The sequence below is a fragment of the Microvirga sp. KLBC 81 genome (assembly GCF_003075415.1).
Taxonomy (GTDB): domain Bacteria; phylum Pseudomonadota; class Alphaproteobacteria; order Rhizobiales; family Beijerinckiaceae; genus Microvirga.
The window spans coordinates 162018-176128 of the sequence record NZ_QDAH01000005.1 but is presented as its reverse complement, the minus strand read 5'-3'; the positions used below and the strand labels follow the sequence as shown (position 1 = coordinate 176128).

Here is a 14111-nt window from a genome sequence, read left to right as displayed (position 1 = left end):
GCGATGCTCCAGACCCGGGCAACGGTCGAGTTTCGGCGCTCCGAGCTCTCTTTGTGTTCACCCTCGGCCTATTCGAAGAGCCCCAAGGTCATGTCAGCGACCGCTTGAGGGTACTCTGGATCCGTGGGAGCGTAGCTCCTAACCGACCGGACTGACGCAATGAGCAAACCTGAGAACGGACGGAGGCGGCTATGAAACTGGTGGTCGGGATTGTCCTGTTCACCGCGGGCTTGGGCATGATCCTCGCGGTGCTGCCGAACCGGGAAGGGGTGCCCGCTTCTTCCTGTCCGGCAGCGTCGCGATGTTCCATTCAGTCGTCAGCATCGCACTTATGACCTTTGGCATTGCCATGATCGTGTCAGGAATCCTCTCGGGCGTTTGGAGCGGCAACATAAGATGAAGAGGCTCGATCATCGAGGCTCGCGTCCGGGATTGCTGCCCTTCCGTTTCACTGTCGGCTGCTGGGGTGAACACCCGACTCCGTTCAGACTGGAACCTGTGGTGGCGGTTAAAACCCTTTCGGACGACAGCCAGTCGTGCCAGGCCCTCGCCTCGGGGGAATCCTCCCGAACCAGATGGCTCACATAGCCGGTGCGGAGGGCCGGATCGCCCTCTATCCGCATCTCAAGGCCGCGCCGATCGGACTGCGCTGCTCGGGGCCGCCGCGCGATCAGACGGTCGGCACCTACAGCCTCGGACGTGAAAAGTGGCTTTGCACTTTGGGGACCCATCCGATGCTTTCTCCTTGAATGAGAGCATCGTTGAGAGCGGGCCTTCGGTTCCGCACGATGCTCTAGGACCCCGGCTGCACTTGCGCTGGATGCCCTGGAGTTTGTTGAAGAACGCTTGGCACAGGACGTCACCGGCGGGTCCGGTCAGTAAGCGGATCGTCTATGGCTGCCCACTTCCGTTGTTCTGGTTTTGCTTGTCCCTGATGAGAACAGCGCTGCCAAGCGCATTCCAAATACCGCGACCAGGAACACAAGCAGGAGGAGGGATAGCGGAGGAAGACCATAAGGCCACTGCCCGATAGCAACCCACCCCTGCCACTTAATTACCAGGAAATGCCCGAGCGCCAGCGCAAGGGCCAAGTAGCCGAGCCGCTGGACCGCGCGCCAGGACGCTATCGCCATGCGCGCCTCTACTGATGGTAGCGAGGTGATGCCCTGAACGGCAAGGATCATCAGGCTTGCCACACCGGCGAGCATCGACAGCTCAGCCGCTGGGGTCAAGGCTCCGTTAGGACCGAAGAATTCCGGGTAATGAGCGGGTGCCAGCCGAACCAAGGCCCACAGGGTGTGAAACGCCACGAAGAAAAGGCCCAGAAGGCCATAAGGCTTGCGAAGGCGAAGGTGCTTCGTCCATGCGCTCGGCGAGAAATGCGCCAGCGGACCGATAAGGAAGCAGATTCCGATGAGCACCATCCCCGTCACCGGGACGGATGCGAACACGAGCTTCACGTAGACCTCGCCAATGGGGGCGCCGAAGCGGCGGAGATAGAGCCAGACGACCGAGAAGGCCATGATGGCGCAGGCCGCCAACAGAACGCTTCGCCATGGATGAGGGGCCGTCCGGGAAGCATCATGCGCGTGGGACTCGGACGTGTTCATGATGTTGCTCAGCCGCCTTAGGCATTTCTGATGAAACCATTATACCACGGGGCTGAGCCTTCCGATGCAGGTATGGATCGGACAAGATGCATTGTCCCGCAGGGACATGGGCCTAAGTCATACCTTCAGTCTTGGCTATGGTTCGTTCCCGCCCGCTGTCCGGACGTTACGTTGAATATTGCGCTGCTCCCTCTCCTTCCGCTTCTGACCGTCTTGCTCCCGCCATTGGCGATCAGATCCGGACGCACCATCTGTGCCTTGGCCACGGTTTTGCCCGCTGGCGCCGCTCTGGTAATGCTGGCCGCAGCGGCGCCCGCCGTCTACCGTGGTGAGATCCTTTCGGCAAAATACAGTTGGCTGCCGCAGATTGGCCTCTCGTTCAGCTTCTTTCTTGACGGTCTCGGCTTTTTCTTTGCTGCGCTGATCCTCGGGATTGGCCTGCCTATCATTATCTATGCCCGCTATTACCTGAGCGAGCACGACCCGATGGGTCGTTTCTACGCCTATCTGCTCCTCTTCCAGGGGGCCATGGTGGGCATCGTGGTCAGCGACAATATTCTCCTGCTGGCCATCTTCTGGGAACTCACCAGTCTCGGCTCCTTCCTGCTGATCGGCTACTGGAATCATTTGCCAGAAGCGCGGCAGGGCGCGCGAATGGCGCTCGTGGTCACGGGCGGTGGCGGTCTCATGCTGCTCGCAGGATTTTTGCTGCTCGGGCACATCGCCGGCTCGTATGAGCTGTCGGAGATCCTGCGGCGAGGCGACACCATCAAGACATCGCCGCATTACTTGCCGGTGATGCTGCTCGTTTTGGGGGGCGCCTTTACGAAGTCGGCACAGTTTCCCTTCCATTTCTGGCTGCCTCATGCCATGGCGGCACCAACGCCCGTCTCGGCCTATCTCCACTCGGCCACGATGGTGAAGGCAGGCGTCTTCCTGATGGCTCGCCTTTGGCCGGTGCTCGCCGGAACGGAGGCGTGGTTCCTCATCGTCTCGGCAGTCGGGCTGACGACCATGCTCGTCGGCGCCTGGATCGCCCTGTTCAAGGATGACCTGAAGGCTATTCTCGCCTATTCGACTGTCAGCCATCTCGGTCTCATGACCATGATGCTGGGACTTGGCACGCCGATGGCTGCGGTCGTGGCTGTCTTCCACATTCTCAACCATGCGACCTTCAAGGTCGCTCTCTTCCTGAGCGCCGGCATCGTCGATCACGAGACGGGCACGCGCGACGTCAGGCGGCTCGGTGGCCTCCTGCGCCTGATGCCGATCAGCTCCTCCCTCGCGCTCGTCGCGGCTGGTTCCATGGCGGGTTTGCCGCTGCTCAACGGCTTTCTTTCCAAGGAGATGATGCTGGAGGAGATGATTCATACGCGTTATGCAGGCAGTCGCTGGATCATGCCAACCCTTGCAACCACCGGCGCGCTGCTGTCGGTCGCCTATTCGGCAAGGCTTGCGATCGCGGCCTATCTGGGACCTGCCCGCACCGACTACCCGCATCATCCGCACGAGCCGCGGCTCGGGCTTTGGCTGCCGGTGGCGGTGCTCGTGGTACCTGTGGTTGCCATCGGGCTTCTGCCCGCCTTGCTCGCAGGAGCTATCGTGGAGCGCACGGCCCTCGCGGTTATCGGCAGCCAAGCCCTGCCGTCCTACCATCTGGCAATCTGGCACGGCTTCACATCGGCCCTGCTCATGAGCGCGGTGGCGTTCATCGGCGGTGCGGCGCTCCTCGTCCTTCATGGAGCGTTTGACCGCTTGCGCGGTTCCGTGCCACGACCGGACGCCAAGCGCATCTTCGACCAAACTGTCAACGGCGCAACCGCGGCGGCGAGAGCCCTCGTCGCGACCCTGCACACCGAGTCACTACCTCGGTATCTCGCGGTGATCATTGTTGCGGCCATCTTCGTCGGGGTCATCGGCTTTGCATCGGGCATCCACGCACCTGGAGGAAGAGCGCTCCTGCCGATCCATGGGCCGGCCCTGGTCATCTGGGCCATCCTCCTGGTCACGAGCCTCGCCGTCGCAGTCCTTCATGCCAATCGTCTTCTGACGCTTATCCTGACCAGTATTGTCGGGCTCGGCGTGTCGCTTGCCTTCATCCAGTTCTCGGCTCCTGATCTGGCGCTGACGCAGATCTCGGTCGGGGTGGTCATGACGATCATGATGCTGCTGGCGCTCAATCTCCTCCCGCGCACGACCCCCATGGAGCCCGGCTGGGTTCGTCAGGCACGAGACGGCGTTATTGCCTGCGCGGCCGGCCTGGGCCTTGCAGGCCTTGCCTATGCCGTGATGACACGGGATTTTCAGTCGATCTCGGAATACCATTTGGCCCAGTCGAAGCCCGGCGGAGGAGGCGCGAATGTCGTCAACGTGATCCTTGTCGACTTCCGAGGCTTCGACACGTTCGGCGAGATCATCGTCCTGACCATTGCAGCTCTCGCGATCTACGCTCTGCTCGACAGCTCGCTCCGGGGCGCCGCAGCACAACGGCTCGCGGCGATGCACCAGGGCGATGAGACCGCGGATGCACACCCGCTCATGCTGGTCGTCGTCACGCGTGTCCTCCTGCCACTCGCGCTCACCGTGGGAACGTTCATCTTCCTGCGCGGGCACAACCATCCGGGTGGCGGGTTTATCGCAGGCCTGATTGTTGCCGTTGCGCTTCTCATGCAGGCCATGGCGAGCGGCTACGCATGGACGGCGGAGCGTCTGCGGCTGAATGCTCATACCATGCTCGGCCTCGGCGTTCTGCTGGCAGGCCTCACTGGCCTGGGATCGCTGTTGTTCGGCCGTCCATTCCTGACGAGCACATTCGGCTATATCCGACTGCCTGTCATCGGCGAGTTCGAGCTCGCATCGGCCTTGGTGTTCGACACAGGCGTCTTCTTTGCAGTCGTTGGCACCGTGCTCCTGTCCCTTGCCCAGATGTCGCGCGTGGAAGCTCGCGCCGAACGGGAGCCAGTACCGAAGGGCCCGACCGACATTCAATTGCCGCGCCCGCCTCCGGCTCCGGTAACCGTCAATGGAAAGGAGGTCTGACCATGGAAGCTCTTGTCGCGATTGCCATCGGTGTCCTGAGTGCAGCGGGTATCTACCTGATCCTGCGGGGGCACAGCTTCCCGGTCATCATTGGCATGACCCTGCTGTCCTATGCGAGCAACGTCTTCCTCTTCGCCATGGGCCGCCTTGTCGTCGACAAGCCTCCCATCATGGCTTCAGGCGCAACGACTTATACGGACCCGCTCCCGCAAGCCCTTGTCTTGACCGCCATCGTGATCTCGTTCGGCATGACGGCCCTGATCGTCGTGCTGGCATTGCGCGGTTTTCTCGAGACTGGGTCGGATCGGGTGGACGAGGGTATCCCGAAGATGCCGGAGCCTGCTGAGGAGCGCCTGACCTCATGAGCGCATGGATCGTCGCGCCGATTCTGGTTCCAGGTCTGGCGGCACCGCTCCTCCTGCTCCTCCGGCAGGCTCCGAACCTACAGCGTCGAGTGTCGTTTGCCGCGACGGCCCTGCTCTGCCTCGCGAGCATCAGCCTGTTCGTTCTCGCGACGGACGGGGCGGTCAGGCCTTATCTCCTAGGGGGCTGGCCCGCACCGTTCGGGATCGTCCTCGTGCTGGACCGGCTATCCGCCACCATGGTGCTCCTTTCGGGAATTCTTGCCTCGGCCGTCATGCTCCATGTCCTCAATGGATGGGACGAGAAGGGACACCATTTCCATCCGCTCTTTCAGTTTCAGCTCATGGGCATCAACGGTGCCTTTCTCACCGGGGACGTGTTCAACCTGTTCGTGTTCTTCGAGGTGATGCTGATCGCCTCTTACGGACTGCTCCTCCATGGCGGCGGGCCGCGCCGCCTCGGGGCCGGGTTCCAGTACGTCGCGATCAAGCTCCTCGGCTCGACGCTCTTCCTCTTCGCAGTCGGCATCATCTACGGCGTCACGGGCACTCTCAACATGGCCGACTTGGCTGGGAGGGTGGGACAGGTTGCGGCTGGCGACGCCGCGCTCCTGCGGACGGGCGCCCTCCTGCTCTTCATGGTCTTCGCCCTCAAGGCCGCCCTCGTGCCCCTGCACTGGTGGCTGCCGACGGCCTATGCTGCCGCTCCAGCGCCTGTCGCTGCGCTCTTCGCGATCATGACGAAAGTCGGTACCTACTCCATTATCCGGATGTTTACATTGATCTTCGGGACGGACGGAGGGATGGCGGCTTCCATTGCAGCTCCTTGGATCATGCCCGCCGCCCTTGCGACTCTGGTCATCGGAGCCGTTGGTGTCCTGGCAAGCCGCGTCTTCACGGATCTCGTCTGCTTCGCGGTGGTCTGGTCGATGGGCTCGCTGCTCGTTGCCGTCGCGCTCTTCGATGTCGAGGGGCTGACCGCCGGGCTCTACTACACACTCCACTCGACTCTGATAGCGGGCGCGCTCTTTCTGCTCAATGACCTGATTGCTTCCCGCCGGGGACGCTGGCGCGATGATCTCGAGCCGAGCCCTGTCATGGCCAACGCAGCTCTTCTGGGCGGCCTTTTCTTCCTGGCAGCCGTCGCCATGAGCGGGCTTCCTCCCCTTTCGGGCTTCATCGGCAAGCTGATGATCCTCGACGCGACCCGGGCGTCGTCTTCCGCCGTCTGGATCTGGGTGGTCGTGCTGGCCACCAGTCTCCTCGTCATCATCGGTTTCGGTCGCGCCGGTACGACGCTGTTCTGGAAGAGCGAGGCCGTTGAGGGAACCTTCGAAGCCCAGCGTTCCACGGGCCGGGTCGCGCCTTTTACCCCTGCGGTTTTCCTGATCCTCGGAACGGCGCTACTCTCCGTTGCGGCTGGCCCAGTGACCCGCCACCTGGAGGCAACCGCGCGCCAGGTCATCAGTCCACAGCCCTATATAGAGGCCGTTCTGGGCCCCTCTACTCAACCGCGGCCGGAGAATGAGGTGCGGTGATGGTCCGTTTCTTCCCGCAGCCGATCCTCAGCTTCGTCATCGCCCTTGTCTGGGTGCTGCTCGTCAATGATGTCTCCGCCGGAGCCGTGGCCTTCGGCATCACCCTTGGCTGGGCGATCCCGAAGCTGACAAGTCGCTATTGGCCCTCTCCCCCGCGCATCCGGCGCCCGGTCGTGATCATCGAGTACATGAGCATCGTCCTCGTCGACATAGCCGTTTCCAATGTCCGAGTCGCCTATTGGGTGCTGTTCCGGCGCGGCGGCTCACTGAAGTCCCGCTTCATCAGCGTGCCTCTCGATCTGACTACGGCAGAAGCCATTGCAGCCCTCGCGGGAACGATCACGATGACACCGGGCACCGTCAGTGCCGATCTCTCCGCCGACGGGCGCTCTCTCCTTGTCCATTGCCTTGAAACCACCGATCCGGACGCCACCGTCGCCCGAATCAAGGAGCGCTACGAGCGCCGCCTGAAGGAGATCTTCGAATGATCGACTTTGCCTGCCTGATCGCCACCGCCGCCATCACAGTCGCAAGCCTGCTGACGCTCTACCGCCTTGCGAGGGGTCCGGATGTGCTCGACAGGATTCTGGCTCTCGATACGCTGGTCATCAACACTATCGGGCTCATCGTTGTGATCGGCCTCTGGTTTCGCACCACCATGTACTTCGAAGCCGCCCTCCTCTTTGCGATGGTTGGCTTCGTGACGACCGTCGCGCTGTGCAAGTATCTTCTCCGTGGCAACGTGATCGAGTGAGGCGTCCCATGATTCTTGTCGAAGGCGCCATCTCCATTGTCATTCTCGTCGGAGCATTCTTCCTCTTCGTCGGCTCCTTGGGTCTTGCGAAGCTGCCGGACCTGATGCGACGCCTCCATGGTCCCACCAAGGCGACCACGCTCGGCATCGGCTCCATGCTGATCGCCTCGATGCTGTATTTCTGGATTGTCGAAGGAAAGCCGTCGATCCACGAGTTCCTGATCACCTTGTTCCTTTTTCTGACTGCTCCAGTGACGGCCCAGATGATCGCAAAGGCCTACATTCTCCGCGAGAGGCGGGCACGGGAGGCCCTCCCCGACACCGGGCGTCCCGTGGGCTGGGCAACGCTCGACGCCGCTGAGCCGGACGAACGCCCGAAGGCGGAGCGAACCTTTCCCACGAGCTGATCCCTCGGGCATGCAGGCCCGGGTCAATTAGGGAACCTCTCCGCTGCAAGATCCTGGCTGGTATTGCGGCGATCATTCACTCTACGATCACATGCAATGCAGAGGCTCTGTTCGTTCGACCATTTCAACAGATCGAGTTCTACAGCCTCGGACCCACAAGTGGATTTGCACTTTTGGGTCCGATGCTTTCTCCTTGAATGAGAGCATCGTTGAGAGCGGAACCGGAGGGCCGCGTCAGCGAAAACCGGATCCAATTTTCCGCACGATGCTCTAGTGATGTAGGAACAGGGCCGTGGGACAGGCATTCAACACCTCCCTCGTGCAGGATCCGAAGATCTCCTGGATGCCCCGGTGGCCATAGGCTCCCATGACGATCATGCCAATGTTGAGCGCCTTCGCGAGCCCAAGGATCGTTTCCGCCGGGGTCCCGGCCTCGCTGCTGCCCAGACCGATGGCATGCGTCTCCGCCGCCCCGTGTCGCCGGAGCAGAGCGCAAGCACGGGCGGCGGTCTCGTCAGCCCGGCTGGGCGATGACTGATCGAGTGTCACGACATGGATCACGCGACCGGCAGCCAATCCAAGGAGTGCGAACATATGAACCGCCCGCGACGAGGCCGGGCTTCCATCGAATGCTACCAGGACTTGGGTTTGTGAGCTGATCTCTCCTTTGCCGAGCCCGTCATCCGGGAGGAGCAAGATAGGCCGCGGCTCGCCTCGGATGATGCGATCGACGCACAGCGGCAGCTCATAGAGCTCGCCGTCCACATCGAACATGCTGTGGCGGCCCAGCACGACCAGGTCATGGGATGCGGCCTCGACCTCGAGCACCTCAAGGGGATTGCCGTCGGATTGGCGGATCTGGAAGGAGGGAATGCCCGCCTGCTCAGCCCGCTCGCGAAAGTCCCTCAGGACTGCATCCACCCGTTGCGCCGCGCTCTGGAGCTCCTTCAAGTCCAGGGCGATCTTGTACGCCATCCCGCCGATCGATACGGCCTCCGGGCGCTGGATCCATGCCGAGTTGACGATCCCGAGCCCCTCCACGTGGGCCTGATGGCGTCGGGCGAGTTCGAGCCCCCGGTCGGCGGTTTGCAGGCTTGAGGGGGAGCCATCGAGGGCAATCAGAATGCTGCGTAACATGTCACCATTCTCCTTGACGAAGATCTAGGTCAGCGATGACCCGAAGCGAGTTGCAAGCGGCTTGCACGCCCCCATAGCCGTTTCTCGATTTCAAGGATGAGGAGCAGAGCCACACCCATCGCGACCACCGCAAAGCCGTCGAGGAAGGACAGAGCCCGGGTGTGGAACAGCGCCTGCATCGGCGGAAGGTAAGTGAAAGCGAACTGGGCCAGGACAACCGCGCCAACACCGATCAGGACAGGCCGCGTACCCAGGATGCCTTGCCATGTGAGGGAAGGCGCGTGCAGGAACCGCACGCTGAACAGATAGAAGATCTCCAGCACCACGAGAGTGTTCACCACGATCGTGCGGGCCTCCTCGATGGGCAGGTCGCGCCTGATCGCCCATTCGAACATGCCGAAGGTAGCGACGACGAATAGCACCGACACGAAGACGATCCGCCAGACCAGGAACCCGGACACGATCGGCTCGTCCAAGCGGCGTGGCGGACGGCGCATGACACCGGGCTCCGGCGGCTCGAAGGCGAGCGTCAGGCCTAAGGTCGCGGCCGTGATCATGTTGACCCACAGAATCTGGACGGGCGTGATCGGCAGCGTCAGGCCGAGCAGCATCGCAGCAATGATGGCGAGCGCCTCGCCGCCGTTCGTCGGCAGGGTCCAGGCGATCACCTTCTTCAGGTTGTCGTAGACCGTCCGCCCCTCGTGCACGGCCGCGACGATCGAGGCGAAGTTGTCGTCGGCCAGCACCATCTCGGCGGCCTCCTTCGCCGCTTCCGTTCCCTTGCGGCCCATGGCGACGCCGACGTCCGCCTGCTTGAGCGAGGGGGCGTCGTTCACGCCGTCGCCGGTCATCACGACCACTTCGCCGTCGGCCTGCAATGCCTGGACGATGCGCAGCTTGTGCTCCGGGCTGGTGCGCGCGAAGACGGCCACGTCCCGCACTGCGGATCGGAACCTGTCGTCGTCCATTCGGTCGAGCGCGGTGCCCGTGATCACCGCGCCGTCGCCGCCATGGATGCCCAGGGCACCGGCAATGGCCCATGCCGTCGCCGCATGGTCCCCGGTGATCATCTTGATCCGGATCCCGGCCGACTGACACTCCCTGACCGCCGCCAGCGCTTCCTCGCGTGGCGGGTCGATCAGCCCGAGCAGGCCCAGCATGGTCAGCCCGGTCTCCACGTCGGCGAAACTCAGTGAACCCGATGGGACCTGCGGCAGCCATTTCGCCGCGATCCCGAGAACCCGCCGTCCCCGGCGCGCCGCCGTGTCGGCTTGAGCCGTCCACCAGTGAGGATCCAGGGGCCGCTCACCCGACCGGGTGCGCTCCCTGGCGCACATGGCGATGACCGGTTCGGGAGCCCCCTTCACGTACAGGATGGCGCCGCCCTCGGGCAGGCGGTGCACGGAGGCCATGAAGCGGTGCTGCGCGTCGAACGGGATCTCGTCGACGCGGCTGAACCGACGCCTGAGCTCCTGCGGATCCATGCCGGCCTTCATCGCTAGCAAGACCAGCGCCCCCTCCATCGGATCGCCGTCCACGGCCCATCCCGCCTCCGTCCGGCGCAGGCCGGCATCGTTGCACAGGCAGGCCCCCTGCGCGATCTCCGTCAGGACGGGCCGGTCGTCCACGGTCAACGCCGCTCCGTCCCGCCGGATCTCGCCTTCGGGCGCGTACCCGCTGCCGGCTACCTCGAAGCACCCGTCCGGCGTGACGACCGTCTGCACCATCATCTCGTTGCGGGTGAGCGTTCCGGTCTTGTCCGAGCAGATCACGGAGACGGAGCCGAGCGTCTCCACGGCCGGCAGGCGCCGGATGATGGCATTGCGCGCCGCCATCCGCTGAACGCCGATCGCGAGCGTGATCGTCATCACGGCGGGCAGCCCCTCGGGAATGGCCGCGACGGCCAGCCCGACGACCGCCATGAAGGCCTCGCCCCACGGCATGCCGTGGACCGCAACGGCGATCCCGAACACGAATGCCGCCACAGCCAGGAGCGCCCCCGTGAGCATCCGGGCGAACCGGTTCATCTGCCGCACGAGCGGGGTGGTGAGGGGCTCGACCTCGCCCAGTAGGGCGGTGATCCGGCCGATCTCCGTGCCGGCCCCGGTCCCTGTGACGACGCCCATCCCCTGCCCGGCCACCGCGAGGCTGCCCGAGAAGGCCATGCAGGTCCGGTCGCCAAGAGCCGCGTCCGGGGCGACCGGACCCGTTCTCTTCTCCACCGGCACCGACTCGCCCGTGAGGATGGCTTCGTCGATGCGCAAGCTGCGCGCCCGAAGAAGCCGCAGGTCGGCTGGGACGCGGTCTCCGGCTTCGAGCAGCACGATGTCGCCCGGGACGAGCTCCTCGGCCGTGACCGTCTGGCGCTGCCCATCCCGGATCACGGAGGCCTGGGCCGAGATCATGGCCCGGAGGGCCTCCAGGGCGCGCTCGGCGCGCCCCTCCTGGATGAAGCCGATGACGGCGTTGACGAGAACGACGAGCAGGATCACCGCCGTGTCGACCCAGTGTCCGAGGAGCACCGTGACCGTGGCGGCCCCGAGGAGGACGTAGATCAGGACATGGTTGAACTGCGCGCGGAAGCGGGAGAGCGCACTGCGCCGCTCGCCCTCGGGCATCCGGTTGTATCCATGCAGTTCAAGCCGCCGCCGGACCTCGTCAGAGTTCAGCCCCTCAGGGCAGGTCTCGAATGCGGCCACCGTTGCCTCGGCGGTCTCCGCATGCCATGGGATGGATCCGGGTGGCCTCCGCCCGTCGACATGGTTGAGCCTGTTGACCTGGTCCATCACTGCCTCGCTGGAACCGCGCCCGCACCGGATCGACCTGCACCCGGATTTGAGAGTCGATGGGTCAGCTAAAGCGATGACGCAAACCGTAGCCTTGATTCACGTCAAGATTGCGAGCTGCTCGATGGTGCGCGGCTGCGGGTGCCGCCACCGTACCCGGGTCCGCCCCGGGCGTTCGGTGCCGGCTGTCCGCGGCATCCGCCCGCTCATGTTTCCCGGCCTGCGCTCGTCAGGCCCGGGCGGGCTTCATTCCCCGCTCCGGCTTCGCCAGGCGCAGCTTGGCAGCCCCGGCCAGGGCAGACAGGGCGGAGCCGAGCAGCACGCGCGGCCGGGAAGGCGAGCAGGCCGATGAACAGGCTCATGGTGAAGCCGATCCCGCACAGCAGCGTCACGCCATGAAACTGCGCCCAAGTGGCGTTCGCCGGCAGGTCCGCCCAGTCCAGGCGGATCACCGCCCACGAGAAGGCGAACACCCCCACCTGCTTGCCGACAAACAGCCCACGCGCGCCCCGAACGGCACCGGGTTCAGCGGGGCCTCGAGGCTGACCCCATCGAAGTTCACCACCCGCACGAGCATGCGCAGCCGCTCGTGGGTACCCAAGGCCTGCTCGAAGGTCGTGATCAGGCAGCGCATGTCGTCCCGGTGGATGCGCCCGTTCACCTCGAAGCCGACCATATCGGGTCTGGACGTTTCGATCAGGTGCACGGAGGGTGCCGTCGGCACAGGTTCCGGCTCGCTCGACGTGACGGGCTGCGAAGCCCAGGCCAGCGCCTCGTCCCGTTCACGCGGTGCAAACGCTCGGATCCCGATTTGGGGCAGCATGCGTGCTTGCACATGGGCGATCCGGCGGATCCACTCCTGCTCGGTCACCACGGTCGCCCGCGCGAAGCGGTGGAGTTCGCGCAGCTTTCCAAACCCGTAGCCGAGATCGCGGGTGAACGCGCCCGGCGTCATGCCCGTCATCGCGACCTCGGCCTACAACGCGATGCGCTCCTGGTGGGCCAAGGCGTCCTCGACCGCCGCGATGCCGCGCTCGACGTCATCCTTCTCGACACGTCCGTTCACGCGCAGCGCCACCACGTGTGCGGGGGCAGGCAGAACCTCCAGCATGGCAGCGTCCTCTTAGGTACCGGACCACATCATGCGGTCCCGCATGGCCTCATTATAGGGCGGCATCCTACGAGGTGATCCTCCGGCAGGATTGATGCCGGCAGGGCGAGTGGGACATGGAAGGAGGAAGGCCCTGCGCCTGTCCTCTGGATTGCTTGAGGGTACTCTGGATCCGTGGGAGCATGATCCTAGACCCGGAGAGGAGAAACACGACCATGCTATTGGCGATCGGACTGGCCCTGCTCATCATCGGCCTGGGCCTTGTGCTCGCCGCCCGGCCCAACCGGGAGGGAAAGCGGCTCCTTCCCATGTCCGGCGGACTGATGGTGGTCTATCCGGCCGTCTGTCTGGCGTTCATCGCCTTCGGCATCATCATGACCGTCATGAACTTCTGATCGACCAGGGCCCGACGGCCTGATGGCTGGGTCCATCGAGATCACGTCCGGGACTGGGACCCATCCCCATCCGCGCCAGTTGCCGGGGTGAACATCCGCACCCCATTCAGTCTAAAGCCCGCAATGGCGGCCCGCGCGCTCTCGGACGCCAGCCAGTCATGCCAGGCTCTCGCCTCGGGGGAGTCCTCCCGAACGAGATGGCTGGCGTAGGCGGTGCGCAAGGCCGGATCGCCCTCCACAAGGATCTCAAGGCCGCGCCGGTCCGTCTGCGCCGCCCAGGTCATCCGCTCAATGAGGACGTAGGCCCCCCAAAGTCCGGCCTCCCTGAGGACGCTGGGCTCATCGCCCCTGCTCTCCACGTACCAAGTCGAGCGGACTTGGACGTTGATGCCGATGCTGTCCCACAGGGCCAGCTCCAGCTCCCGCACGCCCAGCGCCGGGCTGCTCGACATGTAGGTTCCCCGCGCGGCGGCGATCCAGCGCAGGGCCGTCTTGATGTCCTTCAATCCGCGCACGCGGGCCCGCTCCGCGCGGGAGCCGACCAGGATCACGTCCCCATGGAAGATAATCCGGGGCTCCTCGCGGCCGAGAGGTTGGGTTCTCTCCAGCACACGTTTGGGCAGGAGGATGGCCTGGGCACCCACGCCTGTCGGGTTGGCGTCGCCCCCCATCGGCGCTGCCCTGGCGGCGATCCCGGTCTCGGCGTGGAACGCGGGGGCCAGGGCCTGCACGAGCCCGGCGAGAGGTCCGGCCGGCACTCCTACCGTGACTGCGCGCTCCTGGGCCATGACCGGTCCGAGGCCCACCCACAGCAGGACCGCCATTGACAGAAGCACCGAGGAACGCCGCATGGGAACCGCCATGACCTTGACATCAGGATAACAGGCGCGCTCGGTCTTGGTTCGCGGCGCAGCCATCCTCAGCTCAATGCGACCGCTATCGGGCGCAGCATTCCCCATTCCGCTTTCCGGA

At 64.4% G+C, this 14111-nt stretch carries 14 protein-coding genes; 7 read left to right on the top strand and 7 right to left on the bottom strand.

Features of this window, described 5'->3' with window-relative positions:
* Nucleotides 1–875 precede the first annotated feature (875 nt).
* A complete protein-coding gene (locus DC522_RS06085; RefSeq protein WP_116527800.1) occupies nt 876–1610 on the bottom strand; it encodes a ferric reductase-like transmembrane domain-containing protein in 735 nt (244 codons plus the stop codon).
* A 171-nt stretch (nt 1611–1781) separates the two neighbouring features.
* Here DC522_RS06085 and DC522_RS06080 point away from each other — a divergent pair, with 171 nt between their 5' ends.
* From DC522_RS06080 to DC522_RS06055, 6 genes are read left to right on the top strand one after another with little or no spacing between them, the layout of a single operon-like run.
* Nucleotides 1782–4649 (top strand): monovalent cation/H+ antiporter subunit A, encoded by a 2868-nt coding sequence (locus DC522_RS06080; protein ID WP_116527799.1) that lies wholly within the window; start codon nt 1782–1784, stop codon nt 4647–4649.
* Between the two features lie 2 nt (nt 4650–4651).
* On the top strand, nt 4652–5014 hold the full coding sequence (locus DC522_RS06075; RefSeq protein WP_116527798.1) for a Na+/H+ antiporter subunit C: 363 nt from the start codon (nt 4652–4654) through the stop codon (nt 5012–5014).
* The gene (locus DC522_RS06070; protein WP_116527797.1) at nt 5011–6549 is read left to right on the top strand and encodes a monovalent cation/H+ antiporter subunit D; all 1539 of its coding nucleotides are present in this window, start codon (nt 5011–5013) and stop codon (nt 6547–6549) included. Before DC522_RS06075 ends, DC522_RS06070 begins: the two co-directional genes overlap by 4 nt.
* Entirely contained in the window at nt 6549–7037 is a 489-nt protein-coding gene (locus DC522_RS06065; RefSeq protein WP_116527796.1) for a Na+/H+ antiporter subunit E, read from the top strand. Before DC522_RS06070 ends, DC522_RS06065 begins: the two co-directional genes overlap by 1 nt.
* Entirely contained in the window at nt 7034–7303 is a 270-nt protein-coding gene (locus tag DC522_RS06060; RefSeq protein ID WP_116527795.1) for a K+/H+ antiporter subunit F, read from the top strand. The genes DC522_RS06065 and DC522_RS06060 overlap by 4 nt, the downstream gene beginning before the upstream one ends.
* Nucleotides 7304–7311: 8 nt before the next feature.
* Nucleotides 7312–7710: a Na+/H+ antiporter subunit G gene (locus DC522_RS06055; protein WP_116527794.1), complete on the top strand. Its 399-nt coding sequence runs from the start codon at nt 7312–7314 to the stop codon at nt 7708–7710.
* A gap of 270 nt (nt 7711–7980) precedes the next feature.
* Here the strand turns inward: DC522_RS06055 and DC522_RS06050 are convergent, their stop codons facing one another.
* The 5 genes from DC522_RS06050 to DC522_RS36795 all read right to left on the bottom strand — a co-directional run bounded on the left by DC522_RS06050 (nt 7981) and on the right by DC522_RS36795 (nt 12744).
* On the bottom strand, nt 7981–8847 hold the full coding sequence (locus DC522_RS06050; RefSeq protein WP_116527793.1) for a universal stress protein: 867 nt from the start codon (nt 8845–8847) through the stop codon (nt 7981–7983).
* A gap of 29 nt (nt 8848–8876) precedes the next feature.
* The gene (locus DC522_RS06045) at nt 8877–11633 is read right to left on the bottom strand and encodes a cation-transporting P-type ATPase (RefSeq protein ID WP_116527792.1); all 2757 of its coding nucleotides are present in this window, start codon (nt 11631–11633) and stop codon (nt 8877–8879) included.
* 206 nt (nt 11634–11839) lie between these two features.
* Nucleotides 11840–12106: a Na+/H+ antiporter NhaA gene (locus tag DC522_RS35770; protein WP_371678967.1), complete on the bottom strand. Its 267-nt coding sequence runs from the start codon at nt 12104–12106 to the stop codon at nt 11840–11842.
* The gene (locus DC522_RS35765; RefSeq protein ID WP_116527790.1) at nt 12082–12597 is read right to left on the bottom strand and encodes an STAS/SEC14 domain-containing protein; all 516 of its coding nucleotides are present in this window, start codon (nt 12595–12597) and stop codon (nt 12082–12084) included. The genes DC522_RS35770 and DC522_RS35765 overlap by 25 nt, the downstream gene beginning before the upstream one ends.
* A 12-nt stretch (nt 12598–12609) precedes the next feature.
* Entirely contained in the window at nt 12610–12744 is a 135-nt protein-coding gene (locus DC522_RS36795; protein WP_256369838.1) for a hypothetical protein, read from the bottom strand.
* Between the two features lie 215 nt (nt 12745–12959).
* Here DC522_RS36795 and DC522_RS06030 point away from each other — a divergent pair, with 215 nt between their 5' ends.
* Nucleotides 12960–13139, top strand: coding sequence for a hypothetical protein (locus tag DC522_RS06030; RefSeq protein ID WP_116527789.1), 180 nt, complete (start codon nt 12960–12962; stop codon nt 13137–13139).
* Nucleotides 13140–13180: 41 nt separating this feature from the next.
* Here DC522_RS06030 and DC522_RS06025 read toward each other — a convergent pair whose 3' ends face one another.
* Nucleotides 13181–14056, bottom strand: a complete 876-nt coding sequence (locus tag DC522_RS06025) for a hypothetical protein (RefSeq protein ID WP_133239243.1) — start codon at nt 14054–14056, stop codon at nt 13181–13183.
* Nucleotides 14057–14111 lie beyond the last annotated feature (55 nt).